This window comes from Xaviernesmea oryzae, from assembly GCF_900109605.1.
Lineage (GTDB): Bacteria > Pseudomonadota > Alphaproteobacteria > Rhizobiales > Rhizobiaceae > Xaviernesmea > Xaviernesmea oryzae.
This window is the reverse complement of sequence record NZ_FOAM01000007.1, coordinates 259,453-286,192: the sequence shown is the minus strand read 5'-3', so window position 1 is coordinate 286,192 and position 26,740 is coordinate 259,453. Positions and strand designations below refer to the sequence as shown.

Below are 26,740 nucleotides of genomic sequence, written 5' to 3'. Positions count from 1 at the left end.
GCCGTGCCGGTCGGGGTCGTGCGTGAAATCCTCGATTATGAGGACCCCTCGCGCATTCCCCATGGGCCGCCGCATCTGCTCGGCCTGCGTGACGTGCGCGGCCAGGGCGTGCCGATCATCGATCTGCGCGTCCGGCTCGGCATGGACAAGACCGTGCGCACCGCCCACACCCGCATCCTCGTGCTCGACATCCCCATCGCCGACAAGATGCTGGCGCTGGGCCTCGTCGCCGACAAGGTCTTCGAGGTCACGCCCTTCCGTCACGATGCCATCGAGACGGCGCCCGACATCGGCGCCGCCTGGAACTGCGATTACATCCGCGGCGTCGTGCGCCGGCCGAGCGATTTCGTCATCATCATCGATCTCGCCCGCCTCTTCTCAGACAGCGCCCCCGCCATCACCGCCGCCGCCGCGCCGCAGCGCGCGGTTGCCTGAGAGGATCCGAAGCGCCATCTGAACCCGCCCGCAGGATTGCGGACAGAAGCATCGACATCGGGGGAGAGCCAGACCGGCTCTCCCCCGTTCCATTTTGGACCATGCCGCCCCCTGCGCCACAGCAATGGCGTCAGGCTCCAATGTGCCGCGCGTGAACGCCCGGCGGCTCACGCATCGAGGATATGCCGCTCCAGCCAGGCATTGAAGAACTTGCCCTGCGGGTCCAGCCTCTCGCGCAAGGCGCGGAACGCCGGCAGTTTCGGATAGAGTGCCTCAAACCGACCCTCGGTAAAGACCTTGCCCCAATGCGGGCGCGGGACGAATGGGGAGAGAGCCGCCTCCACCCGGCGCACCGCCTCGGCAACCTCCTGTGGCCGCCGATGCCAGGTGAAATGGATCGAGACGGTATCCTGTTCGAACTGCGGACTGAGCCAGAGTAGGTCGGCGGCAACGGTTCGAAACTCGCTGGTATAAGCGAGATGCGCGAACTCGGCTCTGATGCCCGCGAGCGCCTCGATGGCGGCAACGCCATGCTGGCGAGGGATGTGGAATTCGGACTGGATCTCCTCGCCGCTGCTCGGCAAGAATCCCATCTTGAAATGCGGCAGCCGGTCTGACCAGAGGCCGGGCAGGCCTTCCTGCTCGGTGGTGTTGGCCGGATCGAGCCCGGTCAACACATGGCGCTTACCCTGCACGCGCCGCGCGCCGGCGATCTCGTCGGGAAAATCCCCGGCCGGGACCCGACGCTTCACCCAGATCCGGCCACCCAGATCGTCCCAATCGGTGAAGATGCTGACGCTGTAGCCTGTGTCCATGATGGCGTCGAAATCGCTGAAGATCCGCTGCCAGGACAGCCCTTCATAGACAGACTGGGCGACGGAATAGGCCGGTTCGGTTTCGAGCGTCACCCGCGTGAGAATGCCGAGCGCGCCGAGATGGACCACGGCGCCCTCGAAATCCGGCTCACCGCGCCGGAAGCGCAGCAGTTGCCCATCGGCCTGCAGGATCTCCAGTCCGGCGACCGCCGTGGCCAGATTGCCCTGCCGGCGACCCGACCCATGTGTGGCGGTTGCGATGGCACCGGCGATCGAGATGTGCGGCAGCGAGGCGAGATTGTGCAGTGCCAGCCCCTTTTCAGCGAGAAGCTGGGCCAACTGGCCATAGGTGGCATGGGCGGCGATGGTCACGCTCCGGCCATCGGCCGCAACCTCCAGATCAAGCGGCAGGGCGCTGAGCGACAGCCCGACTTCGCCATCGGCAATGCCGTTGAAGGAATGGCGCGAGCCCAGCACCTTGATGCGCGGCGCTTTTGCCACCAGCTCCTGCAGCGCCTCTATCGAGGCCGGAACGTGCCAGTCTCGAAAGCCGTAATGGAAGCTGCCGGACCAATTATACTGCGGAATCGTCTTCATTCTTTCCCCGATCCACGGCGGTGCCCTTTCGAGGCAAAGCCGCCGCCTGTGCCACGGGACGCCGCGTCCCGCCCCCAAATGTCCGACGGACTATGGACCGGGACGGCGCATTTGAAAACCGGATCCGCGCTGACGTCGCAGGGCCCAGCTTATCCCCGTCCGCCGGCCACCTTTCTCGGCGCCAGCTCCACCAGCTCCTCCACGGGCAGCGGGGCTTGGCTGGGCAATTGCGGCTCGTGGTGATGGTGAGGATGAAGCGGGTCGTCATGCGGCTTGAGCAGGAAGCGGCGCGCGACGTCGAGATAGCCTTGATAGACGAGCCCGCCATTCAGCCGCATCAGAGCATCCCGATGGCGGTTGTATAGCCCGGGGATGCGATACCACGGCACGGCCGGGCGCTTGTGATGGAGCACGTGGAGATTGTTGTAGAGAAAGAGAAGGCCGAGCGGCGAGCGGGTTTCGACAATGGCCGTGCGTTCGTCGTGATGGTCGGCATAGCGGTGCTCGGCAAACGACCGCAACCGGCTCAGTGCCGCACCGGCATAGACAAAGCCGAAAAGAAAGAGCCAGAGCGGCATGCCGCAGACATGCGTGACCCAGGCGAGCACCACCGCGCAGCCCATGAGATGAACGAGCCAGATGCGCAACCGCTGGCGATCGCCGGTCCAGATCGCATGGGCTTCCTGAGCGAGAAAATTCGCGATCATAACCGCCGGACCCAGCGTCAGGCGTCCGAGCAAGGTGGTGTTCCACGCCGCCAGTCTGCGGCCGAAGCTGCCCATGGCATCCCAGGCAGCGCGGGTGAAATAGGCTGATTCGGGATCTTCGATCGGATCGGTCAGATGTTCGTCGCGATGGTGGATCAAATGCCCTTCGCGATAGATGGCATAGGGCAGCCAAAGAGACAGGGGCGGCCAGCCGATGGCATCGTTGATACGGCGATGGCGCGTTGGATGGCCGTGCAGCACCTCATGCTGAAGCGAACTGTGCCATGCGATCAGCCAGGCACCCAGCATCGGCACGAGCGCGAGCGGCAGAGACTGCCAGAACCAGGTGACGGCCAGAAAGCCGCCATAGATGACAGCCGCCAGTCCGACGGTCTGCCACTCGATACGGCCGATGCCGGCAAGCATGCTGGCAACAGGTAAAAGCTCATCGGACTTCGTCTGCTGTGAAAAGTCGGATCTGTGCATGGCGGTCGGCGGATCGGACAGTGCGAGGGATCGAACGACATGAGAGGCGCGGCCTTCAGCCAAGGCCAGTCGCGCTCGTTCAAGCGGCTCCGCACGTTTGGAGCCCAGCTTTGTCGCATATCGCCCAAGGCTGCTGCGCACGCCTGCACGACATGCGCTAATATAGAGATGAGCAAGCTTGCGCCGCGCCGGATGGCTTGGCGCGGACCTTAGCGAAGGAGAAAATTCCTTCGCCAAAGCATCGAAAGGGCAGAAATATTTGTCTACTCTTTTGATCGACTATCGCGCGCGCTTTCGCGCCGGCACATCAGACAATTGCCGGATAGCCGAGCCGCGCGGCCTGCTTGTCCATCTCCGCCAGTGCCTCATAATCGCGATCGTCGAGCCGGGCGATGCCGCTCAGCGACAACACCTTGCAAACCGGCGCCAAGCTCGGGTCCGATATCGTCTCGCTCAGAGTTTGCCGCAGCTGCGCGAGCCGCTCCTGCGATGTCGTGGAGGCCGTGATGAAGGGCAGGCCGGGGCCTTTCGCCGTTTCAGCCAGGATGCGCAGGCTTGCCACCCGCTCGGGTTCGAAGCGTTTGATATGGCCGAAGGTTACACAATCGATCGCCGCGACATCGGCCTGGCCGCTTGCCACGGCATCGATGCTCGCGCGATGGCCGCCGGTTTCGAGCACCGCGCTGAAGAAGGGATTGCCGCCGGCATGCGGCGCCAGGAAAGCGCGGAACAGATTATAGCCGGAATTGCTGCCGCGTTCGTTGATCGCCGCGCGTCGATCCCTGAGATCGCTGACGGTGCGGATCGGCCCTTCCGCCTGGACGATGATGAAGCTGCACATCAGCGGTCCGTCACAGCCCGGCAGAGTATAGATCGGCGTCCCCACAAGCTGCACCTTGCCACGCAGATACCTGACATAGGGATAGCCGCAGGTCTGGGCAAACAGCAAGTCCGGATGCAGCCAGGCCTGATCATAGCGCAGGCTCTCGTCCATATGCTCCGGCGCGTCCAGCCCGGCCTGACGAAGGCGGGCGGACAAGGCGTGCCAGAAGGCGGCCGTTGCCCGCGCCACCGGTGGAGGACTGACATACATGGCGAGACTCGCAAGCGGCATGAGGGCTCCAGATCGAAGACGAGGCTTTGGACGAGGGCACAGCGGGGCGTGCAACGAGATGCACAAGACAAAACCGCCACGATAGGCGCCTGAGGCTGGCCAAGGTCGTCGCAGCTGCACGTATGATGCTATGGTGCCCTGCTGCAAGACAAGTCGTCGGCTGGCGCTCTCTGCCGAGGTCGTGCGGGACGGCCGGTAGGGGCATGTTTGGCCTCCGCGCAGCGCAAGGACAGGAGTAGCGTAAGCGATACGCTGCGCTTCGGCCCGACGCGCGTTGCGTCAAATGCCCGGAATTTGGAAGAACATTCCCCTGAAGCGGCACAGGCCACCATGTTCTTCTTTGTCTAGAGTTTTTATGGATATTAGGCTGTCGTTCATCTGATCGGAGAAAGCGCCCATGAGCGATCGCGACCTGAGCCCAGCCACGTCCTTGCGCCGGACATCCGGAAACCGCATATCCCGCTGGAGCACACAGATTTCGATGCGCGAGGCCGTGCAATCCCGGTCCCCTTCGGCCAGCCCCTTGGCCAGCTCCCTGGAAGGACAGTCCATGACGCTCGCTACTCCGCTCTTCTTTCCCGCCGAGCCTCTGCCCCCCGTGGCCGACCATGCGGAAGCGCTGAAGGCCGCGATGCGGCAGGTGGCGGCCACGGTCTCCGTGGTGACGGCCGGGCGGGAAGACCGCACGGGCGCCACGGTGACCTCCGCAACGGCGCTGTCGGTGGAGCCCGCGACGATGATCGTCAACATCAATCGCAGCTCCTCTTCCTGGCCCGTCATCGCCCGTCACGGACATTTCTGCGTCAATATCCTCAGCGAGGATCAGCAGGACATTTCCGATCGATTTGCCGGCAAGGGCGGATTGAAGGGTGCGCAACGCTATGAAGGCGCGCAATGGACGACGCTGGCCAGCGGCGCACCGGTGTTGACCGATGCGCTGGCGGCCATCGACTGTGAAGTCGAAGAGGTGATCGAGCGCCACAGCCATGCCATCCTGATCGGCCGCGTTCTGGCTGTATCGGTAAAGGGCGGCGCACCGCTGCTCTATCGCCAGGGCCACTATGGCAGCTTTCAGCCCTAACCTCGCGCCGCGACCGGCTTCATCGCTCGCGCCTCCTTTTGGCATCTTGGCTCGGCCGTTGCCCATATGGCCGGACGAGGCCTGAGTACTGCCTGCGCGGCAGTCCATTCATCCGATCGTTTCCGCCTTTCTGGAAAGCTTCCGCCATGACCGCTCTGCACGCCCTGCGTACGCCCGAACCAGCTCGCTCTCTGCCCGGCCTGGAGCGCGACCAGCTCTTCGCCCGCGCGGAAGCCATTTCGGCCGATCTTGCCAAGCGCGGCGCCGAGCTTGACCGCGACGGTCAGCCGCCCTTTTCCGAAATCACAGAGCTCAAGGCTTCGGGTCTGCTCAATGCGCTTCACCCGTCCGAAATCGGCGGCGGCGGGCTGGATTGGGTCGATGGGCTGACGCTGACGCGCATCCTGGCGCGTGGTGAAAGCTCGATCGGACAATTGCTCGGCTATCACTACGTCAACAGCCAGTATGTGGTCTGGGCAACGGAGGATCGTGAAAAGGCCCATCGGCTGGCGCAGGACACGGTCTCGCGCAGCCTCTACTGGGGCGCCGCCGTCAATCCGCGCGACCCGGGGCTGACGCTCACCCCGCGTGGTGACCATTACGTCCTCAACGGTCGAAAGACCTTTTCCACAGCAGCGCGGTTGTCCGACTGGATCAATGTCAGCGCCGCTATCGGCGACAAAATTGCCCAGTTCGCCGTGCCAACGGATCGCGAAGGCTATATCGCGCATGATGATTGGGACAATATCGGCCAGCGGCTCTCCGATTCTGGCAGTGTCGAATTTCGCGATTTTCCCGTCAGCGAGAGCGATTTCCTCTTCGCACCCACGGCGGCCGACGTGCCCTCACCCGTGAAGCCGACCTTCAACACACCTTTGATCCAGCTGGTCTTTGCCAACTTCTATCTTGGCACGGCCGAGGGTGCGCTGGCGACGGCCATCGACTATGTCCGCACCACCACCCGCCCTTGGCTGACCTCCGGCGTCGAGCGTGCAGCCGAGGATCCCTACATTCTCGAACGGATCGGCGAATTTCGCGCTAGCCTGAGGGCGGCCGCCGCCTTGGCGGATCAAGCGGCCCTTGGCGTCCAGACCGCGCTGGTGCGTCCGAACGTCACGGCACGAGAACGGGGCGAAGCGGCAATTGCCGCCTATGAGTCCAAGGTCAACGCCACCCATGTGTCGCTGGACGTCACAGCGCGGATCTTCGAGGTCATGGGCGCTCGCGCCACAGCGGGCCGTCACCGTTTCGATCGCTACTGGCGCAATGTGCGCACCCATACCCTGCATGATCCGGTGTTCTACAAGGCACGCGAGCTCGGCGATTTCGCGCTGAACAACCGCATTCCCGAGGTCAGCCTCTATAGCTGAGACGTCGCCAGCCAGGGAGGTGGAAGGCGACCAAGGCCCTTGCCGAGCTCAAGAGAGGCGTGGCGTTCACGAGAGCGACGCGTTTGAGGCCCCATCATTCCTTCCGTGCGTTCAACAGGTTGATGATCTCGCTCACGCTTTCTTCGACAGACAGGACGTAGCTATCCAGGCGAAGATCCGGAGACCATCGTTCAAACCGTCGGGTCTGGATCTCCTCCCAGGTCGGAAGGCGGTGGCCGTCAGAAACGGGCATGCGCGTTGCGGCGCGCTGGCGATGCGTGGCGGCGTCCGAGCAGATGATCTCGATTTCAACAAAGCCCTTGCCGACGTCCGTTGCAACGCGCCGAAATGCGCTGCGCGTCACCTCGATCGCGTTGACCGAGTCGACTATGACATTTTGCCCGAGCTGCAGATTGTCCGATGCGAGCGCGTAGAGCGCCATATATCCCTCTGGGCCGACATCGTTACTCTCTGGCGGCCTGGCAGCCCTGATCGCCTGCTCCACCGTGTCGAGGCGCAGATAGCAGGCGCCGGTCTTGCGCGCCAAAGAATGCGCGATCGTGCTTTTCCCCGACCCCGGCAGTCCGCCCAGAATGATTAGCATGCGTTTACCGTATGGCTTAAGCGCGCCTTATGTGTGCCTGTCCACAGAACGCCCGAAACGTCTCAACAGGCCTGGAGCCGCAGCTGCCGGGATCAAGGCCGCAAGGCAGATTGCTGATCTTCAACGGCTTCGCGTCACGGCGTGCCATGGTCCAGTTCGTTTCAACGATGATCGGGAGCCACGAAGATGCAATCCTCGACGGGCTCCGGTCAAGGCTGCCAAATATACCATCGCGGCGCGGAGGCGCGTGCCCCTTCCGCGTCGCGACGGCGACCTCCCATGCGCTCGCTCGATCCTGATCAGCGCCCCCCGCGCTTAAAACGCGCCGCTGCGGGGCGGTGGCGTGTCGTTCAGGTGGTAATTGCCGACCACATGATATTTCCAGCGCACGGGATCGTGCACCGTATGGGTACGGGCGTTGCGCCAATGGCGGTCGAGGTTCAGCCCTTCGCGGGTCGCGGCAGTGCCGGCCAGTTCGAACAGGGTATTGGTGGCCTCCAGGGCGATTTCGGTGGTCAGCACCTTTGCCGCGGCCACACTGAGCGAGGCGGCGACGGTGTTTTCCTCCGTCGTCTCCGCTTGGGCGCGGTCCACCTTCAGGCCGGCGGCGGCGAGAACCGCGCCGGCCGCTTCCAGGCGGATTGCCAGCTGACCGACGCGGGACACCGTCAAGGGATCGTCCGATGCCTTGTCCACGCCGCTATTGGTCCAGGGACGCGAGCGGGTGCGCACGAAGCTGACCGTCTCGGCGAAAGCAGCCCGTGCGATGCCGAGGTCGATGCCGGCATGGAGGATCTGGCCGACAGCGCCGATCGTTCCCGGCCGCTCGAAGCCCTTGTGATGGCGCACCACGGCGCTGGCCGGTACGGGCACATTGGTGAGGACCGTCGTGCCGCTGCCGGTGGTACGCTGGCCGAAGCCGTCCCAGTCGTCGAGGATCTCGATGCCCTCGGTGCCGCGCGGCAGGAAGGACATGGTCAGGGCGTCGCTTTCATCCTTTGCGAAGACGACGATCCAATCGGCAAACAGGACACCGGTGGAATAGGATTTGCGGCCATTGATGCGAAAGCCTTCGTTATCGGCCGTGATCCGCGTGTTGTAATGGCCGACCGTCTTGGTACCGGTTTCGGATAGCGCATTGCCGAAGCGATCGCCGGCCAGCGCGCGCTCGAAATAGAAGCGCTTCTGCTCCTCGCTGCCATCATGCCGCAGGGCTTCGAGAATGTAGAAATGGTTCTGCGGGATCTGACCGATCGATCCATCGGCTTCCGCGAGGATGGCGATCACCTCGCCCAGAACCGCATTGGACACGCCGATGCCGCCATAGGCCTTGGGCACGGAAATGGCGAGCAAGCCGGAGGCGGCGAGTTCGTCCAGTTCCCCATAGGGCAGGATGCGGTCGCGGTCACGCCGGGCCGCACCTTCGGCGAAGCGGGCGGCGAGCGTGCGGGCGGTGGCCAGCGCCTGCTCGGCGCTTTCGATGCGCGCAGACTTTGGTGCCTGTTGCGCGCGGCTGATCGGGGAAGTGGCCTGCGACATGAAGTGTCTCCCTGTATCGTGTCTTGTGTTGGTCGGGCGGGCAGGTCAAACCTTCCGGCTGGCGAAGCTCAGCGCCAACACGGTGAAGATCAGCAGGCCCGTGCCCACCTGCTGCCAGTAGAAATTCAGCCCGCTCATCAAGAGACCATTGGCCACCAAGCTCAAGAGCAGAACCCCGAGCACCGTGCCGGCGATGTTTGGCCGGCCGTGGCGATGCAGCGTCGTGCCGATGAAGGCGGCGCCGATGGCGTTGAGCAGGAAGGCATTGCCGGAATTGGGAATATAGACTGTTACCGTCGAGGTCAGCACCAGGCCGGCCACAGCCGCGATCAGCGCAACCAGCACATAGGTGGCCGCCAGATGCGCCTTGAGCGGGAGGCCGGAATAGCGCACGACCTCCGCCTCGATGCCGACCGCCGTCACCACGCGTCCGAACCGGCTGCGGGCGAGGATCACGGCGGCGAGCGCGATCACCAGCGCGGCGATCAGAAGCGGCACGGGCAGGCCGGCAAGGCTGCCGCGACCGAGCAGGTGAAAGCTCTCCGGCACGCCGGCCGGCGGCAGATAGACGGGATTCCCGCCATTGGTCAAAAGCTGCTGCACGCTGCGGCCGATAAACAGCGTGCCGAGCGTGGCCAGGAAGGGCGAGATGCCGATGCCGGCGATCAGCACGGCATTGAACAGGCCGACAACAGCGCCGCCGCCCAGACCCGCGGCAAGCGCCAGCGGCACGGGCTGGCCGGCCAGCACCAGCGAGACGAAGGCGAAACTGGCAAAATCCACCGCAGTGCCGACCGAGAGATCGATGCCGCCGGCCGAAACGGCAAAGGTCATGGCCACGGCGACGATCGACAGCAGCGTGAAATTATTGACCAGCACGCTCTGCAGATTGGCGGCAGCGAGAAAACCGGGCGCAAGCGCGGAAAACAACAGGAAGACGGCCACAAGCGCAACCGGCAAGGCCAGTCGGCTGGCGGCCTCAACCAGCCGGCGCTCGGCGCCAAGGGCGGGAACGGCGCTCATCGGATCAGCCCTCCTTCGGGCGCAGCAGCGTGGTGGCGGAGACGACAAGCAGGATCAAAAGCCCCTGAATGCCGCTGACCAGCGTGCTAGACAGGTTGAGCAGCTGAAAGCCATTGATCAGGACGCCGACGAACAGCGCCGAGAGCAGCGTGCCGGTGATCGTCGGCACCAGGCGGCGGGAGAAGACCTGGCCGAGCAGCGCGGTGACGACGACCGGCAGCAGCAATTCGCCGGCCCCTGTGGTCGAGCCCGAGAGATAGGCGGCCGAGAGAATGCCGGCGATACCGCCGGAAAGCCCGCTGAACAGGAAGGAACCGGCGATGAACCGCTTCAGCGCCAAGCCGGACGCGCGCGCGGCCTCGGGAAATTCGCCGACGGCATAGAGCCGCAGTCCCAGAGGCGTGGCCTGCACCACGACCGCGGTGATCAGCGCGAAGCCGAGCAGGACATAAGCCAGAGCGGGGATGCCGAAGGGCCCGGAGCCGGACAAGCTTTCCAGAAGCGGGGTGATGGCGGGGATGACCGTATTCTGGGTCAGAACCAGTTCCAGCCCGCCGACGACGTTCATCACCGCCAGCGTCGCAAGCAGCGGCACGATGCGCGCCCAGGTCACGGCAAGCGCATTGACCGCGCCAATGGCAAGGCCTGTGCCAAGAGCCGCGAGGACCGCGACGCCATCGACCTGCCCAGCCTGCGACAGCGCCGCATAGACGGCAGCGCTCAGGCCCATATTCGCGGCAAGCGACAGATCGATGCCGCCGCTGACGACATTGCCACCGCCGGCGATGATCACCACCGTCAGGCCGATGGCCAGAACGCCTGAAATCGCCGACTGCGCGAGAATGTTTCCGAGATTGAAGGGCGTCAGGAAGATCGGCGACGCAAACGCAAAGAGGACGAACACCGTTACGAAAACAGCGAGCGCGCCGCCGCGCAGGGCGATGCCTGCCAAGCCCTGCGAGACCGTGGTCTTTTGGGGAGACGGCGTGTCCGCCCGCGCCGATGCGGGAACGAGAAGGGCGGTATCAACCAACATAGCGGGTGGCCTCCGAGGATCCGGTCACTTCGGCCAGCAGCGCGTCTTCGGTGATGGTGTCCGACACCACCTCGCGCGCGATCTCGCCCCGGAAGAAGATGAGAATGCGGTCGGTCAACCCGATCAGTTCCGGCAGGTCGGAAGAGAGAACGATGATGCCGGCCCCCTTTTCCGCCAGTTCGGCAATCAGGGCATAGATCTCCACCTTGGCGGCGATGTCGACGCCCACCGTGGGCTCATCCAGCAGATAGATATCGGAGTGCCGGCTCAGCCACTTGGCGATCGCCACCTTCTGCTGGTTACCGCCGGACAGCGTGCGCAGGAGCGCTTCGCGTCCCGCCGTCTTGATCTGCAGGCGGGTGATCAGCCGGTCCGCCTCGGCCGCCTCGCTCGCCCGGTCGACCAGGCCCAGGCGGGTGAAGCGCGGGAGGCTAGCCAGTGTGGTGTTTTCGCTGACGGAAAGATCCAGCGCCACGCCGTGGCGGCGACGATCCTCCGGCACAAGCGCAAGCTTGCGGCGCGCCGCCTGCACCGGGCTTGCCCGCCACGGCGCCTGCTCCGCGACGGTGACAGTGCCCTCCTCCGCCGTCTCCAGACCAAACAGCGTGCGCAGCACATCCTTGGCGCCCGAGCCGAGGAGACCGGTCAGGCCCAGCACCTCGCCCCGGTAGAGGGTAAAGCCGACATTGCGATAACGTCCCGTCGCGCTCAGCCCTTCGACTGTAAGCAGCGCCGCACCCGGGCTCTTTTCCCGGATCGGAAAGAGGTCGCCAATATCGCGATTGACCATCAGCCCGGCGATTTCGGCCGCCGAGGTTTCGGCAATCGGCTTCGTCGCCACGTGGCGGCCATTGCGCAAAACCGTGACGACGTCGCAGAGCGCCTCGATCTCCTGCAGATAATGGGAAATATAGAGAATGGTGATGCCCTCATCGCGCAAGCGGCGGATCAGCGTGAAGAGCAAATCGGCCTCGCGCTTGACCAGAGCCGCCGTCGGCTCGTCGAACACCAGGATTTTTGGGCGGTCGAGCAGCGCGCGTGTAATCTGGACGATCTGCTTCTCGGCCGTGGAGAGCTGGCTGATCAGCGCCGAATTGGGCAGGCTCAGCCCGAAATAGCGCTGCAGCACCTCCTGTGCGCGACGCTGCATCTGGCGGCGGTCGAGAAACGGCGTGCCGGGGATGCGCGGCTCGCGCCCTAGAAACAGCGCTTCGCCCACCGTGAAGCTCGGCACCAGCAGCCGGTCTTGATGGATGAAGTGAATGCCGAGGCTTTCCACCAGATGCGGCGTCAAATGATCGTAGGCCTCGCCGTCGATCTCGACTTGGCCGGCGTCAGGGCGATGCAGCCCCGCCAGAAGCTTGATTAGGGTGGATTTTCCCGCGCCATTCTGGCCGACGAGGCCATGAACCGTGCCCCGATGCACAGTCAGCGACACATCCGAAAGCGCCTTGGCGCCGCCGAAACTTTTCTCGATCCCCTGGAAATGGATAATGGGCTGGGTCGATTGCTGGATCATGAGAGGTCGCCGGAAGAGTGGAATAATGGACCGCGGCGGGCGCGCTTCACGCTGAGGCCACCGCGGTCTTGACGCATCGGCCTGGGGAGGATCAGCCGATGCCGAGCTTCTTCGTGACCTCGCCGACATTGGCCTTGTTGGCGATCAGCGCGGGCACGTAGCTTTCACGCGGCAAGGTCTGGCCGGCGAGCAGCTTGGCGACGTTGCGGATGGCGGTGCGGCCGAGTTCGGCCGGCTGCTGCGCCACATCGGCTGCGGCCGGCGAGTTGGCATCGGCCACTAGCTGCAGCACTTCCGGGCTACCATCGACGCCATAGGTCTTGATTTCTGTCCGGCCGGCAGCGACGAGCGCCTGCGTGGCGCCGAGCTGTGGCACGTCCCAGGCCGACCAGATGGCCTTGATCGAGCCCTTCTCGGGATATTTGTTGAGAATGGCGGTGATCTGGGAGAAGGCATCCTGCACGGTGTTGGGGATGACATCGCGCAGTTCGGGCTGCAGGATCTTCACCTTCGGATAGTATTTGACGACATTGACCAGCTGGTCATAGCGGATGGCGCAGGGGGTGACGCCGTAAAAGCCGTTGAAGACAACGATATTGCCTTCGCCGCCGATATCGGACACGAGCTGCAGCGCCAGATCCTTGCCGATGCCCCAATTGTCCGAGGTGGAATTGTTCAGCGAATGGCTGGAGCCGACATCGATGGTCAGCACAGGGATCCCCGCATCGTGCGCCTTCTTCAGCCAGGGGTCAATGACCGAAACCGTGCCGAGCAACTGCACGATCGCGTCGGGCTTCTGGGCGATCAGCGTCTGCAGCTGCGCCACCAGCTTGCCGTCATTGCGGCCGGCATCCACCGCGATCGGCTCGCCGCCCAGGCGCTTCACCTCGTCGATCTGGGCATTATAGGCCTGGAGATCGAAGAAATGATCGGTGCCGGCGGTGCTGATGCCGATGCGCTTGCCTTTGAGCGAGCCCTCCTCGGCGAAGGCCATGGTGCCGGAGAGCAGCGTCGTGCCCGCCGCGGCCACGCCGGCCGCCGCCGACCATTTCAAAATGTCGCGCCGCTGAAACCAGCCACCGATCGTCGTCCCGCTCATTCTCGCCTCCAAGGGTTCAACCACATTATCTATATTTTCAATAGATATAGAGCGGAGCGAGAAAGGGATTTTCCTTTCCAGAGGTTTTGGAGGAAGCGCAATCCAAAAACCAAAGAGCTTTTGGAACCGGCGCATCAGAGCGTCAGGCAATCGCGACGCCTGCCTTGAACGCGCACTGGCCCGCGCGACAGGCGCGCGGGCCAGATTATGTCGTCCCGCGGCCGTGATACCGCGTGCTTTCAGACGACGGTCCCGAGCAGCAGGATGAGGCCCAGGCCGACGACGGAGATGATCGTTTCGAGTGCGGTCCAGGTCTTGAAGGTTTCGGCGACCGTCATGTTGAAATATTGCTTCACCAGCCAGAAGCCGGCATCGTTCACATGGCTGAAGATCACCGAGCCGGCCCCGGTGGCGAGCACCAGCAGCTCGCGATTGACGCCGGGCACGAGCGAGACCACGGGCACGACGATGCCGGCGCCCGTGATGGTCGCAACCGTGGCGGAGCCGGTGGCGATGCGGATAACGGCGGCCACCAGCCAGGCGAGAACGATCGGCGAAAGCTGCGCCTGCACCGCCATCTTGCCGATGATGTCGCCGACGCCGCTGGCGATCAGCATCTGCTTGAAGCCGCCGCCGGCACCGACGATCAGGATGATGGAGGCGACGGGCGTCAGGCTGTCGTTCAAAAGGCCAAGCATCCGATCCTTGGTCATGCCGACGGCGGTGCCGAAGGTGTAGAAGCCGAGAAGCAGCGCCAGCAGCAGCGCGGTGATCGGATGGCCGATCAGATCCATCCAGACGCGAATGGAGTGGTGATCCGGCAGGGAAATATCCGCCAGCGCCTTTAGCAGCATCAGGAAGACAGGCAGCAGAATCGTGCCCATGGTGGAGGCGAAGCTCGGAAGGTGTTCGGCCTCGTCCTCACGCACGAACTGGCGCATCAGTTCGGGAGAGGCGGTGCCGGGAATATGCTTGGAGATCAAGGACGCGAAGATCGGGCCGGCAATGGCCGCCGTCGGCAGGCCGACGATCAAGCCGTAGAAGATCGTCTTGCCGATATCGGCGCCGAAGACGCTGATGGCCAGCAGCGGGCCCGGATGCGGCGGCACCAGCGCATGCACGACCGAAAGACCGGCGAGAAGCGGCACGCCGACTTTGACCAGCGAGACGCCGGAGCGGCGTGCGACGATATAGACCAGCGGCACGAGAAGGACGAAACCGATCTCGAAGAACAGCGGCAGGCCGACGAGGAACGCCGCCAGCATCATCGCCCAGTGGACACGCTCGCGTCCGAAGGTGCGGATCAGCGTCTGGGCGATCTGGTCCGCGCCGCCTGACTCCGCCATCAGCTTGCCCAGCATGGTGCCGAGGCCCAAGACGATGCCGACAAAGCCGAGCACATCGCCAAAGCCGGTCTGGAAGGATTTCATCACCGTTTCCGTCGCCATGCCCGAGGTCAGGCCGAGAAAGCCCGCGGCCACGGTCAGCGCAATGAAGGGATGCACCTTGAAACGGGTGATGAGAAGAATGAGGCCGACAATGGTCACGGCCGCATCGAGAAGCAAATATGCCTCCCGCGATATTCCGAGCATGGAACCCTCCCTGGGTGAAACTCGATGAAGGGGAGAACTGGGCCAGCCTCCCGGAAGATCAAAGTCGAAAGCGCGGCACGGTGACAAACGAGACCGGAGTGCGCAGGCTGCCTGACACGATCGAAGCCCTCGCCTTGCTAGTCAGGCAGGCACGCGCTGAGCGTCCGCTTATGGTGATGAAGCATCCGATGCGGTTTAAGACGCGACTGTCTTCCGGCCACAGGTGGATTCTTGCCGGACAGGTGTTACGGCGCGTCCGTCACGACGCACCGAGATCCTTGCAGGTCAGGCGCTCAAAGCTTTCGGCATGTCGGCCGACTGTGTCGGCCAACCGGGCATCTGCTGCATCCAGCGCACGGCCTGCGCGGCAATGTCGGCAATGGGCAGCGTCGCATCGGCGGTGAACACACAAGCTTCATCCGACGGACGCTCAAGCGCAGCAAACTGGCTGTCGATCAGACTTGCAGGCATGAAGTGATGCGGCCGCGCCGCCACGCGGGCGGCTGCGGCTTCACGGGTGAGATCCAGAAAGACGAAGCCAAGGCCCTGTGCGCCGCCGCGCAGCACATCTCGGTAGCGTGCCTTCAGCGCCGAACAGGCCAGGACCGGAACACGGCCGTGCGCAATGTCCTCGGCAAGCAAAGCGGCAAGCCGCGCGAGCCAGCCCGCCCGATCCTCATCGGTCAGCGGCTCGCCAGCGCTCATCTTCGCGACATTGTCGTCCGAGTGATAGGCGTCGCCCTCGATCAGCGTGCCGCCGATTGCGTCCGCAATGGCTTGCGCAACACTGCTCTTGCCGCAGCCGGCCACGCCCATCACCACCAAAGCTGGCATCGTCATCTCCTCCTCCTTAATCTGAGACAGCGCTGTCTCAGCCTCGTCAAAAAGATCGCCGCTGCCAGTCCTCGCTGGCAAGCGGGCAATGGGCGGCTTGCCGCTTGAGGTCCGGACAACCAGCTTGGACCTTGCTTAGGCCAATCTCGGCGCCTCCAAATCCTCGCACAGCTCCAACATGCGAGATAGCGCTGTCTTACGAGGTTGTGCTACGTTGTGCAAGGTGGGAGGCAATGTCATGGCGAAAATGCGAAGCAGAGGCACGGGTCTGCCGACCCTGGCGGAAGTCGCGGCGAAGGCGGGTGTCTCGCCGATCACGGCCTCAAGGGCGCTCCGGGCCGTCCCGAGTGTCGATCCGGACCTGGTGGAACGCGTACGGAAAGCCGCGAAATTGCTCGGCTATGTGCCCAATCCGGCGGCGCGCACGCTGGCCTCGGCCCGCAGCCGCTCTGTGATGGTGCTGATCCCGGCTTTGACCAACCAGCTCTTCATCGAGATGTTCGAAATGATCGAGCAGGTGCTGAGCGCGCGTGGCTTCGAAGCGCTGATGGGTCACTATCATTACGATCAGGCCGAGGAGGAGCGGCTGATCCGCAACTATCTCGCCTATCAGCCCTGCGGCATTCTCGTCACGGGCTTTGGGCAAAGCGAGGTCTCGGCGCGGCTCTTGGCCGATTGCGGCCTGCCGCGCATCCACATGATGGAGCTGGCGGAGACAGCCGACGTCGCCTCGGTCGGCTTCTCGCAGGAAGCGGCTGGTGCGGCGGTCGCCCGCCACCTGATCGAGCGCGGCCGCAGACACTTTGCATTCTTCGGCGCGCAGCTCGACCGGCGCTTGCTTCAGCGCCGCGATGGGTTTCAGCGGGCGCTTGTCGAGGCTGGCTTTCCGCCGGCTCTTGAGATCATGACGCCAGAGCCCTCCTCCATCGCCCTTGGCGCAGCACAGTTCAGCGCGCTGCGCCAAACCGATCCCGGCATCGACGCGATCTTCTTCTGCAATGACGACCTTGCCTTTGGTGCCTCGTTCGAGGCGCTGCGACAGGGTGTGCGTGTGCCTGAGACCATCGCCTTTGTCGGCTTCAACGATCTGCCGGGGGCTGACCAGATCCTGCCACGGCTGACCTCCGTGCGCACGCCGCGTGCCGAGATCGGCCGCTGCGCGGCCTTGCGCCTGCTTGCCCTGATCGAGGGAGAGAAACCGGCCGATACAAGGCTCGATCTCGGCTTCGAGCTGATCGTACGCGACAGCAGTTGACCCTTTGTTTTTCCTGCATGGCAAGGCTGAGGTAAGCCGATTGTCCCATCCTGCGCCGATAGCTGGCGGCCTTCCGAAAGGCGCGCTGTCATAAGTCTGCGAAGGACGAAACGCGGCACCGCGAAATCACTGACGAGCTGAACACCATGCCGCGCTATTTCGCGCCATATGTCTTAAGGAGCCGGACGGCGCCCTGTCGCCAGCATCCGGCCGTGCTGGCCGGATCGGAAAAACCGCGGCCCGCTTTGCGCATCGAAGGTCGCGGCTCATGCTGATCCATCAAGGCGCATCACGCAACGAGCGAATCAATGTGCATCTTGCCTGCTGCCTGGCCGGCGTCGCGGGCGCCTTGAACGGTGCCGCCTTCTACGCCGTCGGCTTCTTTGCTGCCAACATGACCGGGAATGTTTCCGCGCTCTCCGACAAGCTTGCAACGGGCCATATGGCCGCCAGCCTGTTCTATCTGGCGATTGTGGCCACCTTTATCCTCGGCGCAACCGTCTCCTCGCTGATCATCAATGTCGGCCGGCGGCGGGGCATCAACGGCATCTATGCCTATTGCATCCTGGCCGAGGCGCTGCTGCTCCTGCCACTTGGCTTGGCCGATCTGCTGATGACCGCACCTTCGCGCGCCACCCTGCTCGTTCTCGGTCTCGCCTTTTTGATGGGTCTGCAGAATGCCACGGTGACGCGGATCTCCGATGCCCGCGTGCGGACCACCCATGTCTCCGGCATGGCCACGGATATCGGCATCGAACTCGGCGTGGCCATGGATATCCTGCGCGGCAAGGAGGGGATGGGAGACCCGGCGGACAACATGTCCAAGCTCCGGCTGCATGTTTACACCATCCTCGCCTTCCTCGTCGGCGGCTTTTTCGGCGTGCTGGTTTATGAATCCGCCGGCGGCATCCTGATGCTTGTGGCCGCAGCACTGCTGCTTGCCCTGTCGCTCTCGACGCTGTACCGCGCGCACCGTCATGCAAGATCGACGGGGTCGCGCCGAGAGTGAGCCCGACATTGACCTCTCGCCGCTCGCGCGGGCGACAGGCCGGAGCATTTGCGGCCTGTTCTAGATAGCGGCGTGCAGGCAGGCTTCCGCCATGGAGGTGTCGCGTTTGATGGCACGCGTCATCATCGACGTCACCGTTCGGCGCACGCCAGGCAGGCGTGAAATCTCCTGGCGAAGCAACGCGTCCAGCTGGCTCATGCTGACAGCCATGATCTCCAGAAGATAGTCCGCCTCGCCGGTGGTGGCATGACAGCGGCGGATCAGCGGATGTCGACGCACGGCCGCCTCGAAAGCGTCCGAGGTTTCCGGCTGCAGGCTCACCTGCACGAAGGCCTCCAATCCGAAGCCGAGCGCCGCCGCGTCGATCAGCGTGCGATAGCCGGTGATCAGTCCTGCTTCCTCCAGCGCCTTCACCCTCTTCCAGCAAGGCGTTTTCGACAGGCCGACAGCCTCCGCCAGTTCGGCAAAGGACATGCGCGCATCACCCTCCAGAAGTCGGATGATCTTTCGGTCAAGCTGATCTATGGGCATTCGTTCTCCCTTTGAGCGGATCAAGATGACATCATACTCCGAAATACGCATGTCACCTATCGATCGAAAACAATGTTCGCGCACTGCTGCGTTAGACTGCATCCCACCAAATTCTTTGATCAAAAAGGGGACCGCGCGATGGACAAGACGCCCTATCACGAGAAGATCGAGACGCCTGTCATGCTGGACTACGGCGTCTATCTGCAGGTCGATAGACTGCTGGCCTGTCAGAAGCCGCTTGCCGATATGGCGAACGCCGATGAACTGCAGTTCCAGATCGTCCACCAAGTGGAAGAGCTCTGGATGAAGCTCATGGCCTATACGCTGGTGGAGGTCATGGACCATATGGAGCAGCGGCACACCCACCGGGTCGTGACGCTGATGGGGCGCGTGCACCAGCTCATGCGGATGATGACCAGCCAGCTCAGCCTGCTGGAAACCATGTCTCCGCGCGAATATCAGGAAATCCGTCTTCAGCTCGGCAATGGATCGGGGCAGGAATCACCGGGCTTCAAACTGCTGCTACGGATGCCCGGCGACATCTGGCAGAGCTTCAAGACGCATTATCTCGATCGTCCCGGCCTGACGGTGGCCGATATCTATGACAACAGCTATGATCATGGCGATAGCTATGTCGTGGCCGAAGCGCTGATCGAATATGACGAGCTGTTTCAGAAATTCCGCGCCCATCACGTCTATCTGATCCACCGCTCGATCGGGTTGGGCTCGCGCTCACTGAAGGGCCGCCCCGTCGACCTCCTCCAGGCCGGCGCCCGCCACCGCTTCTTCCCGGAACTCTGGGACATCCGCTGCGACATGACCGACCGCTGGGGCAGCACCTATGGGGTCGTGCGTGAATCGATCAGCAAGACGCAGGAAAGCGAGAGCACTTAAACAGAACTCAGTGCGTTAAAAGGACTCTCCAGCTGTAAAGATTGGCAAGCAGAGCACCAATCGAACCAATAGCTTGGCTCATGCCGCCGTGAGCGCAATGATTGCGGATGGCATAGGTCCTCATGATCTCGGAGAAGGCGGGATGCCGGCTGTCGAGAACGAGAGCAAGCTTCGTCTCGAAGGCAACTTTACGTCCTCTCAGAGCTGAAATGTCCCATCCGCGTCGATGGCGCCAGTCGGGATTGCTGAGGCGGCTCTCGAGCGCCGCCTCGAACGTCCTGTTCACCGCCTGTTCGAACTGTCCGAACATCAGCACCAAGATGCTGCGTTCCAAGACATCCCTTTTTGCATCCAGTCTCTCAATGCCTTCAACATCGCCTCGACTGGTGCAGCGCTCAGCCTCAATCCTATATTGATTGAAGAACCAATCATATCCGGCTTCAAGTTCGGGCAAATGCCGCATGCTACACCAGAGTGCCAATCAGCTCCGGCGTGAAGGGAACGCCACGGTCCTGTTTGGTTGGATGCAGCAGATGCCACTCGGCGTCCCCGTCCTGTGGGCCGAGATCAAGAAGCAGGAACACGTTCGCGGACGTGTAGAGGTCGATACGGCCCCGCGCGCCGATCACCCAAGGGCTCTTCGGCTTGAACAATGCAAAAAGGCCATCTTTCTCTATGCGCAGAACCGGCTGAGCCGTCGCCTCGACGGCGGCCGCCTGCATCATTTCCTCGTCCAGCATTGTGCTTCCGTCGGGATCAACGTGCCAGCCATGACCCCTTGCCCAAGCGCTGATCTGCGCGAACAAGGCATCGACAGCGCTCAGCCATGCTTGCGTCTGCGCTTCGACGCGCTCCCGAGCGACAGGCGCTGGATGCCAATCTTCCAGAACATCGACATAGTCGTTCATGGCCGTCCTCATGTCAGTCGCCACCAGTCGTGGTCATGTTCAGCATTTGCTCATGATAGCGCAAGCACAAGCGAATGGCGAGACACTCATCCCTCCCGCGGCACCCGCGCCCGGAGCAGGCCAGAGGGGCGGAGCAGGAGGATGAGGCAGAGCATGACGCCGATGGCGACAATCTGCAGGGCCGCGGCGCGGGCTTGCTGATCGGTGGGCACGAAGGCAGCGACGAAGGTGCCGGAGCCGACCCAGATGGCCCAGACCAGAATGGAACCGAGCACGGCACCGCGATTGGAGCCGGAGCCGCCGACGATCAGCATGGTCCAGACCTGGAAGGTCAGCGTCGGCAGATAGTTTTCCGGGGCGATGAAGCCGATGAAATGCGCCTGAACCGCGCCAGCCAGCCCCATGACCGCTCCACCGAGCGCGAAGGCCTGCACACGGTAGAAGCGGGCGCTTTTGCCCAGCGAAATCGCCGCACGTTCATCCTCGCGCAGGGCCTTGAGCACCCGGCCCCAGGGGCTCTTCGCCAGATGCTCCAGCGCCAGATAGACCAGCAATGTGACGAGCGCGACCACGGCGAGATTGGCGAGGTTGAAGATCAACGGCGTCTCGGCCAGCGTAGCGAAGGGACGCGGAATGAAGCCGATGCCGAAAGGGCCCCCGGTCAGGCCCTGAGCGTTGAGCGCCACGAGCTGCACCACGACGGCCACGCCGAAGGTGGTAATCGCCAGATAGTCGGATTTCAGCCGAAGGGTCGCCACGCCGACAATGGCCGCGACAAGGCCGGCAGCCAGCATGGCCGCCAGCCAGCCAAGCGGCAGCGGCAGGGCAAAACCGCCAATGCGCGCGGCATCGTCCGGCGTCGTCAGAATGGCCGAAACATAAGCGCCGACCGCGACGAAGCCGGCGACGCCGACATTGAACAGGCCGGTGAGCCCCCATTGCAGGTTCAGCCCCAGCGTGATCAACGCGAAAACCAGCGCCGTGGTCAGGAAGAAAGCCGCGTAAGACAGGAGTTCCATTATCGTTCCTTCACGCCGAAGAGGCCGATCGGCCGGATGAAGAGCACCGCCATGAGAATGAGGAAGGCCACGGCCGCGCGCCATTCCGCGCCGACGATCTGCACCGCCGCCGCCTCGCTGAGGCCGATGATCAGCCCGCCGAGCACCGCCCCCGGCACGGAGCCGATGCCGCCGAGAATGGCGGCCGCGAAGATCGGCAGCAGCATGTCGAAGCCCATCAGCGGGCGGATCTGCACGAGCACGCCGATCATCACGCCGGCCACACAGGCCAAAGCCCCCCCGATCAGCCAGGTGAAGCGCACCACGCGCGCGACATCGATGCCGGCGACGCGCGCGAGCGCCGGGTTCTGGCTGACGGCCCGCATTTCCCGCCCGATGCGGCTCCGCGTCATGATCAGATGCACTAAGGTGACCAGAACGGCGGTCAGGATGAGAAGCGCGATCTGGTCGGGCGTAATGCGCAGGCCGAAGCCGACAGGCATGGCAATCTGGATCGCGCGGCTGAAATAGGCAGGCCGCGAGGTGAAGAGAAATTCCAGCATGTTGCGCAGCGCCATGGAGGCGCCGAAACTGGCCATGACGACGATGATCATCTGCCCCTTGGCGCGCAGGCGGGAAAAAAGGATGCGGTCGAGCAGCAGCGCCAGTCCGCCCGTCACCACCATGGCGAGCGCGAGCGCGAGCATCAGCGGCCAGCCGAAGGACAGCGGCGAAAAGGGCGCGACCTTGCCGAACAGCGCGGTGATGGCGCCGACGATCAGGAGCGTCGCATAGGTGCCCCAGGCCATGAGATCGCCATGGGCGAAATTGGAAAAGCGCAGGATCGAATAGGTCAGCGTAACGCCGATGGCGCCGAGCCCGATCATCGAGCCGGTGAGCAAGCCATCGATGAGAAATTGCGGATTCATGGCTGGGCCTCCGGCATGGGCTTGTCAGATGCGGATGGTCCGGCCGCATGGCGGCGGCCAAGATAGAGCTCGGCCACCACGGGATCGTCCCACAATGCATCCGCCCTGCCCTCATGCGCATTGCGCCCTTCGACCAGCACGCAGGCCCGGTCGCCGATGGCCAGCGCCGCTTTCGCATTCTGCTCCACGAGGAGAATGGTCACGCCGGCCTTGCGGATATCGGCTAGCATGTGGAAGACCATGGAAACGAATTTCGGCGAGAGGCCGGCGGACGGCTCGTCCAGCACCAGGAGCTTGGGCCGCACCATCAGGGCGCGGGCGACAGCCACCATCTGCCGCTGCCCGCCGGAAAGATTGCCGGCGGCAATGCGGCGCTTGTCCCTGAGATCGGGGAAAAGCCCATACATCTCTTCGATCCGGCCGGTCATATCACGCCGGTCGAGCATGCCGCCCGCCACCTTCAGATTGTCCTCCACGCTCATCAGCGGAAAGATGTTTTCCGTCTGCGGCACGAAGGCGAGGCCCCGGCGCACCAACTGATGGGCGGGCACCTTGGTGATCTCCTCGTCATCCAGCATCACCGTCCCGGAAAAAATCGGCACAAGCCCGGCGATCGCCTTGATGAAACTCGACTTGCCCGCCCCATTGGGGCCGAGCACCACGACGATTTCGCCCTCGCGCACCGTCAGGCTTGCGCCGCGCACGATCGGCACGCCGGGCTCATAGCCGGCGACGAGATCGGTCACGCTCAAAACGGTCCTGGTCATGCCGCGCCTCCGAGATAGGCCTCAATCACGCGCGGATCCTGGCTGACGGCGTCGGGTGTGCCTTCGCAGAGCAATTGTCCGCTCGCCATCACCAGCACGCGGTGGCAGAGGCGGCTGACCATATCGATATTGTGCTCGATCAGGAGGAAGGTGACGCCGGTCTCGTTGATGGCGCGGATACGGTCGATGATCACCTCGAGCAGGCTGGCATTCACACCGGCCGCCGGTTCGTCCAGAAGAATGATCGCCGGCTCCGCCATCATCACGCGTGCGAGTTCCAGAAGCTTGCGCTGGCCGCCGGAGAGCACCCGCGCAGGCTCATGCGCCAGCCGCTTCAACAGCACGAAATCGAGAAGCTCCATGGCCTTCTCGCGCGCCGCCGCCTCCTGCGCCCGTACTCGGCCTGGCATCAGGAAATTGGCGAAGAGCTGCTCTCCGGCCTGGCCCTGCCGCGCCAGCAGCACATTTTCCAGCAGGGAGAGTTCGGGAAACGGCTTTGGGATCTGGAAGGTCCGGGCCAGCCCGCGGCCGATCCGGCGATGGGCGGATTCGCGCGAGACGTCATCCTTGCCGATCAGGATCTGCCCGGAGCTCGGAGCCACGCTGCCGGCGACCAGGTCGAACATGGTCGTCTTTCCCGCACCGTTCGGGCCGATCAGGCCTAAGATCTCCCCCGGCCTCACCTCGAACGACATGGCGTCGACAGCCGTCAGTCCGCCGTAACGCTTGGACACCTGGCGCACGCTGAGCACGGGCGGCGGGCCCGCATCGGCTGTGGTCATGCTCGAAACCCCTCGAAGCTTATTTTTATTTTTTGATCTGTGATCACACTTGCTTTGATCAAATTATTGAGGCTTAAATCATCCCGCAAGAGGAAAGATCGCCAAAGATGGAATTTGTCGCAGCCCCACGCGAGAGTGTCGAGGAAGGCCCGGTTTTCGTGCCTGTCGAGCGCGAAACCGTGCAGGACCGCGTTTATGGCGAACTGCGCCGCGCGCTGGTGTCGGGGCTGATCGAGCCCGGCACCGTGCTGACGATCCGCGCGCTCGCCGATCAATTGCAGACGTCCACCATGCCGGTTCGCGAGGCGATCGGCCGTCTGGTCAGCGAAAACGCGTTGGAAGCCTTGCCCAACCGGTCGGTGCGCGTGCCGCCTGTGACGCTGGCGCGGCTGGATGACCTGCTGCGCGCCCGGGCCATGATCGAGGGCGAGGCCATTGCGCTGGCGGCCGAGCGTATCGAAGCGCGGGGCACTGCCGCAATCCGGGCCATTCTCAGCGAATGGGACAGCGTACGCGACCAAGCCGAGCGCGAGGATTTCGACCGGGAAATGACGCTCAACCATCGTTTCCATTTCGAGATCTACCGTCATTGCGGCTCGGCTGTGCTGATGCCGGTGATCGAGAGCCTGTGGCTGCAGTCCGGCCCCTGTATTCGTGCGGCCGCGCTTGCCTTTAGCGCCACCGGCGAGGCCGACACCACCCATTATCACCGCACGATCGTCGAAGCGCTGGAAGCTGGCGATGCCGGGCGCGCCCGTGCGGCGCTGATCGCCGATATCAGCCGGCCCTTCACGACGCTGCGCCAACGCCTGACGGCGGCATAAGACCCATAGGAAGGACAGGACGCTTGACCGCACCCCGCATCATCACCATCCGCGAGCCCCGCTCCGGCCTCGATCTGGCCGCCCCGCTGCTGGACGGCAAGGCGCCCGAAAATGCCGCCTTCCTCTGGTCCTATCTCGAAAGCCCTCGGGTGGTGCCGGGCCTGCATGCCATGTGGACGGGCCCGGAAATTTCCTGTCCGGTTCCCGCCGCACACCTTGCCGGTGCCGATTATGCCAAGCCGCTGCCGCCCGAGAACGCGACGCTGAACCCGCAGCCTGGCGATATCGTACTCGCCTATGTGCCTGCGCGCATGTGGGGCGGCAATCCGGACCCGATCTTCGATATCGGCCTGTTCTATGGGCCGGGCGCACGCATGCTGTTTCCCATCGGCTGGCTTGCCGGTAGCGTGGTGGCGCAGGTGGCCGCAGCCGACCTTCCGGCGCTCGCCGCCGCCTGCAACGCCATCCGCCGCAGCGGCGCCTGCGAGGTGACCTTTGCCCGCAAGGATGCTTGAGCATGGCGGAACATGACGATTTTTTCGAACTCTATGACCTACGCGTCGAAGCCGTGATCCCGGAGGGCAAGCCGATCTATTGCGGGGCCAAGCCCGGCGATCATTTCGAGCTGCAGGGCGAGATGCTACGCCTGCCACCCGGCCAGGGCTTCTCCATCTATTCCATCGCCGCCGTGCTGCCGCTGCTCGCCGCCAAGCAGCGCGAAACCCATCGCAACGACTGGATGACCTCGGATGCCGAGATCGCCTGCCCCGATCCGAACTGCGCCAGCCGGCTGAAAATCGTTCGGCTCGGCAAACGCCGTTTCAGCCATGCGGCGACCACGGCAGTGCCTTTGGCATCCTCGGATGCTGCATCGACAGACGCGCCCTGAAGAGAGTGACATGACCGACAAGAGCTTTACCCTCGCCCCCGGCTATCGCATCTCCCGCGTCATTCGCGGCGGCTGGCAGCTGGCCGGTGGCCATGGTGCGATCGACCGGACGCAGGCGGTCGACGATCTGATTGCCGCTTTCGATGCGGGCATCACCACCTATGACTGCGCCGACATCTATACCGGCGTCGAGGACCTGATCGGCCAGGCACGCGAGCGTCTGCACAAGACGCGCGGGGCGGAGGTGGCGGCTGGCATGAAGGTGCACACCAAGCTGGTGCCCGATCTCGACAAGCTCGCCACCATCAGCCGCGCCTATATTGCCGGCATCGTCGACCAATCGCTCGTCCGGCTGAAGACCGACAGGCTGGATCTCGTCCAGTTCCATTGGTGGGACTATGCTTTGCCGGGCTATCTCGACGCGCTGTCCTGGCTGGACGAGCTGCGGCGCGAAGGCAAGGTCCGCCATGTCGGCACAACCAATTTCGACACGCCGCACATTGCCGAGATCCTGAAGGCCGGCATTCCGCTGGTAAGCCAGCAGCTGCAATATTCGGTGCTCGACCAGCGACCGAGCCGCCATCTGGCGCAGCTCGCCGCCGAGAAGGGCTTGACCTTCCTCTGCTACGGCTCGGTCGCCGGCGGCTTCCTCAGCGACAAATGGCTCGGCGTTACCCAGCCGGAAATGCCGCTCGAAAACCGCTCGCTCGTCAAATACAAGCTTGTCATCGACGATTTCGGCGGCTGGGACCTGTTTCAGACCCTGCTTGGCGCACTGCGCCGGGTCGCAGACCGCCATGGCTGCGATATCGCCACCATTGCCAGCGCCTGGACGCTGCGCCAGCCGCAGGTCGGCGCCGTCATCGTCGGCGCGCGCAACCAGACCCATGCGCTCGCCAATGCCCGCATCATGGAAATCGCGCTTGGGGCCGACGATCTTGCCGAAATCGACGCCGTCATCGCCGTGAGCCAAGGGCTCGAAGGCGATGTCTACACGCTGGAGCGCGACCGCACGGGCCGTCACGGCTCGATCATGCATTACAATTTGAACGATGGGCGCCACTGACACATCACGCCCGCCGACAGGGCCATTTCAAGAAACC

General features: G+C 63.8%; 29 protein-coding genes. 10 read left to right on the top strand and 19 right to left on the bottom strand.

The window, feature by feature from the left end; genetic code table 11:
• On the top strand, nt 1-435 hold a 435-nt coding region (locus tag BMX61_RS11540; RefSeq protein ID WP_092742566.1), incomplete at its 5' end, for a chemotaxis protein CheW.
• A 167-nt stretch (nt 436-602) separates the two neighbouring features.
• On the opposite strand, the gene BMX61_RS11535 is transcribed toward BMX61_RS11540, so the two are convergent.
• From BMX61_RS11535 to BMX61_RS11520, 4 genes are all read right to left on the bottom strand, one after another.
• Nucleotides 603-1,847: a D-arabinono-1,4-lactone oxidase gene (locus BMX61_RS11535; RefSeq protein ID WP_075629683.1), complete on the bottom strand. Its 1,245-nt coding sequence runs from the start codon at nt 1,845-1,847 to the stop codon at nt 603-605.
• Nucleotides 1,848-1,996: 149 nt separating this feature from the next.
• Nucleotides 1,997-2,980 carry a fatty acid desaturase gene (locus BMX61_RS11530; protein ID WP_083639631.1) on the bottom strand — a complete coding sequence of 328 codons (984 nt, stop codon included), beginning with the start codon at nt 2,978-2,980 and terminating at the stop codon, nt 1,997-1,999.
• 367 nt (nt 2,981-3,347) lie between these two features.
• A complete protein-coding gene (locus BMX61_RS11525) occupies nt 3,348-4,154 on the bottom strand; it encodes a phosphate/phosphite/phosphonate ABC transporter substrate-binding protein (RefSeq protein WP_075629684.1) in 807 nt (268 codons plus the stop codon).
• Between the two features lie 279 nt (nt 4,155-4,433).
• Complete coding sequence (locus BMX61_RS11520) at nt 4,434-4,706, bottom strand: hypothetical protein (RefSeq protein WP_075629685.1); 273 nt, start codon at nt 4,704-4,706, stop codon at nt 4,434-4,436.
• Here BMX61_RS11520 and BMX61_RS11515 point away from each other — a divergent pair.
• Both BMX61_RS11515 and BMX61_RS11510 read left to right on the top strand, forming a co-directional pair.
• A complete protein-coding gene (locus BMX61_RS11515) occupies nt 4,705-5,235 on the top strand; it encodes a flavin reductase family protein (protein WP_075629686.1) in 531 nt (176 codons plus the stop codon). The two genes, BMX61_RS11520 and BMX61_RS11515, sit on opposite strands and share 2 nt — an antisense overlap.
• 146 nt (nt 5,236-5,381) lie before the next feature.
• Nucleotides 5,382-6,605 carry an acyl-CoA dehydrogenase family protein gene (locus BMX61_RS11510; protein WP_075629687.1) on the top strand — a complete coding sequence of 408 codons (1,224 nt, stop codon included), beginning with the start codon at nt 5,382-5,384 and terminating at the stop codon, nt 6,603-6,605.
• A 94-nt stretch (nt 6,606-6,699) separates the two neighbouring features.
• On the opposite strand, the gene BMX61_RS11505 is transcribed toward BMX61_RS11510, so the two are convergent.
• From BMX61_RS11505 to BMX61_RS11470, 8 genes are all read right to left on the bottom strand, one after another.
• On the bottom strand, nt 6,700-7,209 hold the full coding sequence (locus BMX61_RS11505; protein ID WP_075629688.1) for a P-loop nucleotide/nucleoside kinase family protein: 510 nt from the start codon (nt 7,207-7,209) through the stop codon (nt 6,700-6,702).
• Between the two features lie 315 nt (nt 7,210-7,524).
• Nucleotides 7,525-8,748 (bottom strand): SfnB family sulfur acquisition oxidoreductase, encoded by a 1,224-nt coding sequence (locus BMX61_RS11500; protein ID WP_075629689.1) that lies wholly within the window; start codon nt 8,746-8,748, stop codon nt 7,525-7,527.
• 45 nt (nt 8,749-8,793) lie between these two features.
• Nucleotides 8,794-9,771, bottom strand: a complete 978-nt coding sequence (locus BMX61_RS11495) for an ABC transporter permease (protein ID WP_075629690.1) — start codon at nt 9,769-9,771, stop codon at nt 8,794-8,796.
• 4 nt (nt 9,772-9,775) lie between these two features.
• The gene (locus tag BMX61_RS11490) at nt 9,776-10,807 is read right to left on the bottom strand and encodes an ABC transporter permease (RefSeq protein ID WP_075629691.1); all 1,032 of its coding nucleotides are present in this window, start codon (nt 10,805-10,807) and stop codon (nt 9,776-9,778) included.
• Nucleotides 10,797-12,326 (bottom strand): sugar ABC transporter ATP-binding protein, encoded by a 1,530-nt coding sequence (locus BMX61_RS11485; RefSeq protein ID WP_075629692.1) that lies wholly within the window; start codon nt 12,324-12,326, stop codon nt 10,797-10,799. Before BMX61_RS11485 ends, BMX61_RS11490 begins: the two co-directional genes overlap by 11 nt.
• Before the next feature lie 91 nt (nt 12,327-12,417).
• Entirely contained in the window at nt 12,418-13,425 is a 1,008-nt protein-coding gene (locus tag BMX61_RS11480; protein ID WP_075629693.1) for a sugar ABC transporter substrate-binding protein, read from the bottom strand.
• 239 nt (nt 13,426-13,664) lie between these two features.
• Nucleotides 13,665-14,990 (bottom strand): GntP family permease, encoded by a 1,326-nt coding sequence (locus tag BMX61_RS11475; RefSeq protein WP_234794656.1) that lies wholly within the window; start codon nt 14,988-14,990, stop codon nt 13,665-13,667.
• 312 nt (nt 14,991-15,302) lie between these two features.
• Complete coding sequence (locus BMX61_RS11470) at nt 15,303-15,857, bottom strand: gluconokinase (RefSeq protein ID WP_075629695.1); 555 nt, start codon at nt 15,855-15,857, stop codon at nt 15,303-15,305.
• Nucleotides 15,858-16,089: 232 nt separating this feature from the next.
• On the opposite strand from BMX61_RS11470, the gene gntR reads away from it, so the two are divergent.
• Both gntR and BMX61_RS11460 read left to right on the top strand, forming a co-directional pair.
• Complete coding sequence (gene gntR / locus BMX61_RS11465; RefSeq protein WP_075629696.1) at nt 16,090-17,106, top strand: HTH-type transcriptional regulator GntR; 1,017 nt, start codon at nt 16,090-16,092, stop codon at nt 17,104-17,106.
• Between the two features lie 268 nt (nt 17,107-17,374).
• Complete coding sequence (locus BMX61_RS11460; RefSeq protein ID WP_075629697.1) at nt 17,375-18,115, top strand: YoaK family protein; 741 nt, start codon at nt 17,375-17,377, stop codon at nt 18,113-18,115.
• A gap of 60 nt (nt 18,116-18,175) precedes the next feature.
• Here the strand turns inward: BMX61_RS11460 and BMX61_RS11455 are convergent, their stop codons facing one another.
• The gene (locus BMX61_RS11455; protein WP_075629698.1) at nt 18,176-18,646 is read right to left on the bottom strand and encodes an Lrp/AsnC family transcriptional regulator; all 471 of its coding nucleotides are present in this window, start codon (nt 18,644-18,646) and stop codon (nt 18,176-18,178) included.
• Between the two features lie 138 nt (nt 18,647-18,784).
• Here BMX61_RS11455 and BMX61_RS11450 point away from each other — a divergent pair, with 138 nt between their 5' ends.
• Nucleotides 18,785-19,540, top strand: coding sequence for a tryptophan 2,3-dioxygenase family protein (locus tag BMX61_RS11450; protein WP_075629699.1), 756 nt, complete (start codon nt 18,785-18,787; stop codon nt 19,538-19,540).
• Nucleotides 19,541-19,547: 7 nt separating this feature from the next.
• Here BMX61_RS11450 and BMX61_RS11445 read toward each other — a convergent pair whose 3' ends face one another.
• From BMX61_RS11445 to BMX61_RS11420, 6 genes are all read right to left on the bottom strand, one after another.
• The gene (locus BMX61_RS11445) at nt 19,548-20,003 is read right to left on the bottom strand and encodes a hypothetical protein (RefSeq protein WP_075629700.1); all 456 of its coding nucleotides are present in this window, start codon (nt 20,001-20,003) and stop codon (nt 19,548-19,550) included.
• 1 nt (nt 20,004) lies between these two features.
• Nucleotides 20,005-20,448, bottom strand: a complete 444-nt coding sequence (locus BMX61_RS11440; RefSeq protein WP_075629701.1) for a hypothetical protein — start codon at nt 20,446-20,448, stop codon at nt 20,005-20,007.
• 86 nt (nt 20,449-20,534) lie between these two features.
• Nucleotides 20,535-21,467: a branched-chain amino acid ABC transporter permease gene (locus BMX61_RS11435; RefSeq protein ID WP_092742565.1), complete on the bottom strand. Its 933-nt coding sequence runs from the start codon at nt 21,465-21,467 to the stop codon at nt 20,535-20,537.
• Nucleotides 21,467-22,375: a branched-chain amino acid ABC transporter permease gene (locus BMX61_RS11430; RefSeq protein ID WP_075629702.1), complete on the bottom strand. Its 909-nt coding sequence runs from the start codon at nt 22,373-22,375 to the stop codon at nt 21,467-21,469. The genes BMX61_RS11435 and BMX61_RS11430 overlap by 1 nt, the downstream gene beginning before the upstream one ends.
• Nucleotides 22,372-23,142 (bottom strand): ABC transporter ATP-binding protein, encoded by a 771-nt coding sequence (locus tag BMX61_RS11425; RefSeq protein WP_075629703.1) that lies wholly within the window; start codon nt 23,140-23,142, stop codon nt 22,372-22,374. The genes BMX61_RS11430 and BMX61_RS11425 overlap by 4 nt, the downstream gene beginning before the upstream one ends.
• Nucleotides 23,139-23,924 carry an ABC transporter ATP-binding protein gene (locus BMX61_RS11420; RefSeq protein WP_075629704.1) on the bottom strand — a complete coding sequence of 262 codons (786 nt, stop codon included), beginning with the start codon at nt 23,922-23,924 and terminating at the stop codon, nt 23,139-23,141. Before BMX61_RS11420 ends, BMX61_RS11425 begins: the two co-directional genes overlap by 4 nt.
• Nucleotides 23,925-24,031: 107 nt before the next feature.
• On the opposite strand from BMX61_RS11420, the gene BMX61_RS11415 reads away from it, so the two are divergent.
• The 4 genes from BMX61_RS11415 to BMX61_RS11400 are packed head-to-tail and all read left to right on the top strand — an operon-like array spanning nt 24,032 to nt 26,703.
• A complete protein-coding gene (locus BMX61_RS11415; protein WP_075629705.1) occupies nt 24,032-24,748 on the top strand; it encodes a GntR family transcriptional regulator in 717 nt (238 codons plus the stop codon).
• Between the two features lie 23 nt (nt 24,749-24,771).
• Nucleotides 24,772-25,263: a DUF3830 family protein gene (locus tag BMX61_RS11410; RefSeq protein ID WP_075629706.1), complete on the top strand. Its 492-nt coding sequence runs from the start codon at nt 24,772-24,774 to the stop codon at nt 25,261-25,263.
• Between the two features lie 2 nt (nt 25,264-25,265).
• The gene (locus BMX61_RS11405) at nt 25,266-25,637 is read left to right on the top strand and encodes a TIGR04076 family protein (RefSeq protein WP_075629707.1); all 372 of its coding nucleotides are present in this window, start codon (nt 25,266-25,268) and stop codon (nt 25,635-25,637) included.
• Between the two features lie 10 nt (nt 25,638-25,647).
• Nucleotides 25,648-26,703 carry an aldo/keto reductase gene (locus BMX61_RS11400; protein ID WP_075629708.1) on the top strand — a complete coding sequence of 352 codons (1,056 nt, stop codon included), beginning with the start codon at nt 25,648-25,650 and terminating at the stop codon, nt 26,701-26,703.
• Nucleotides 26,704-26,740 lie beyond the last annotated feature (37 nt).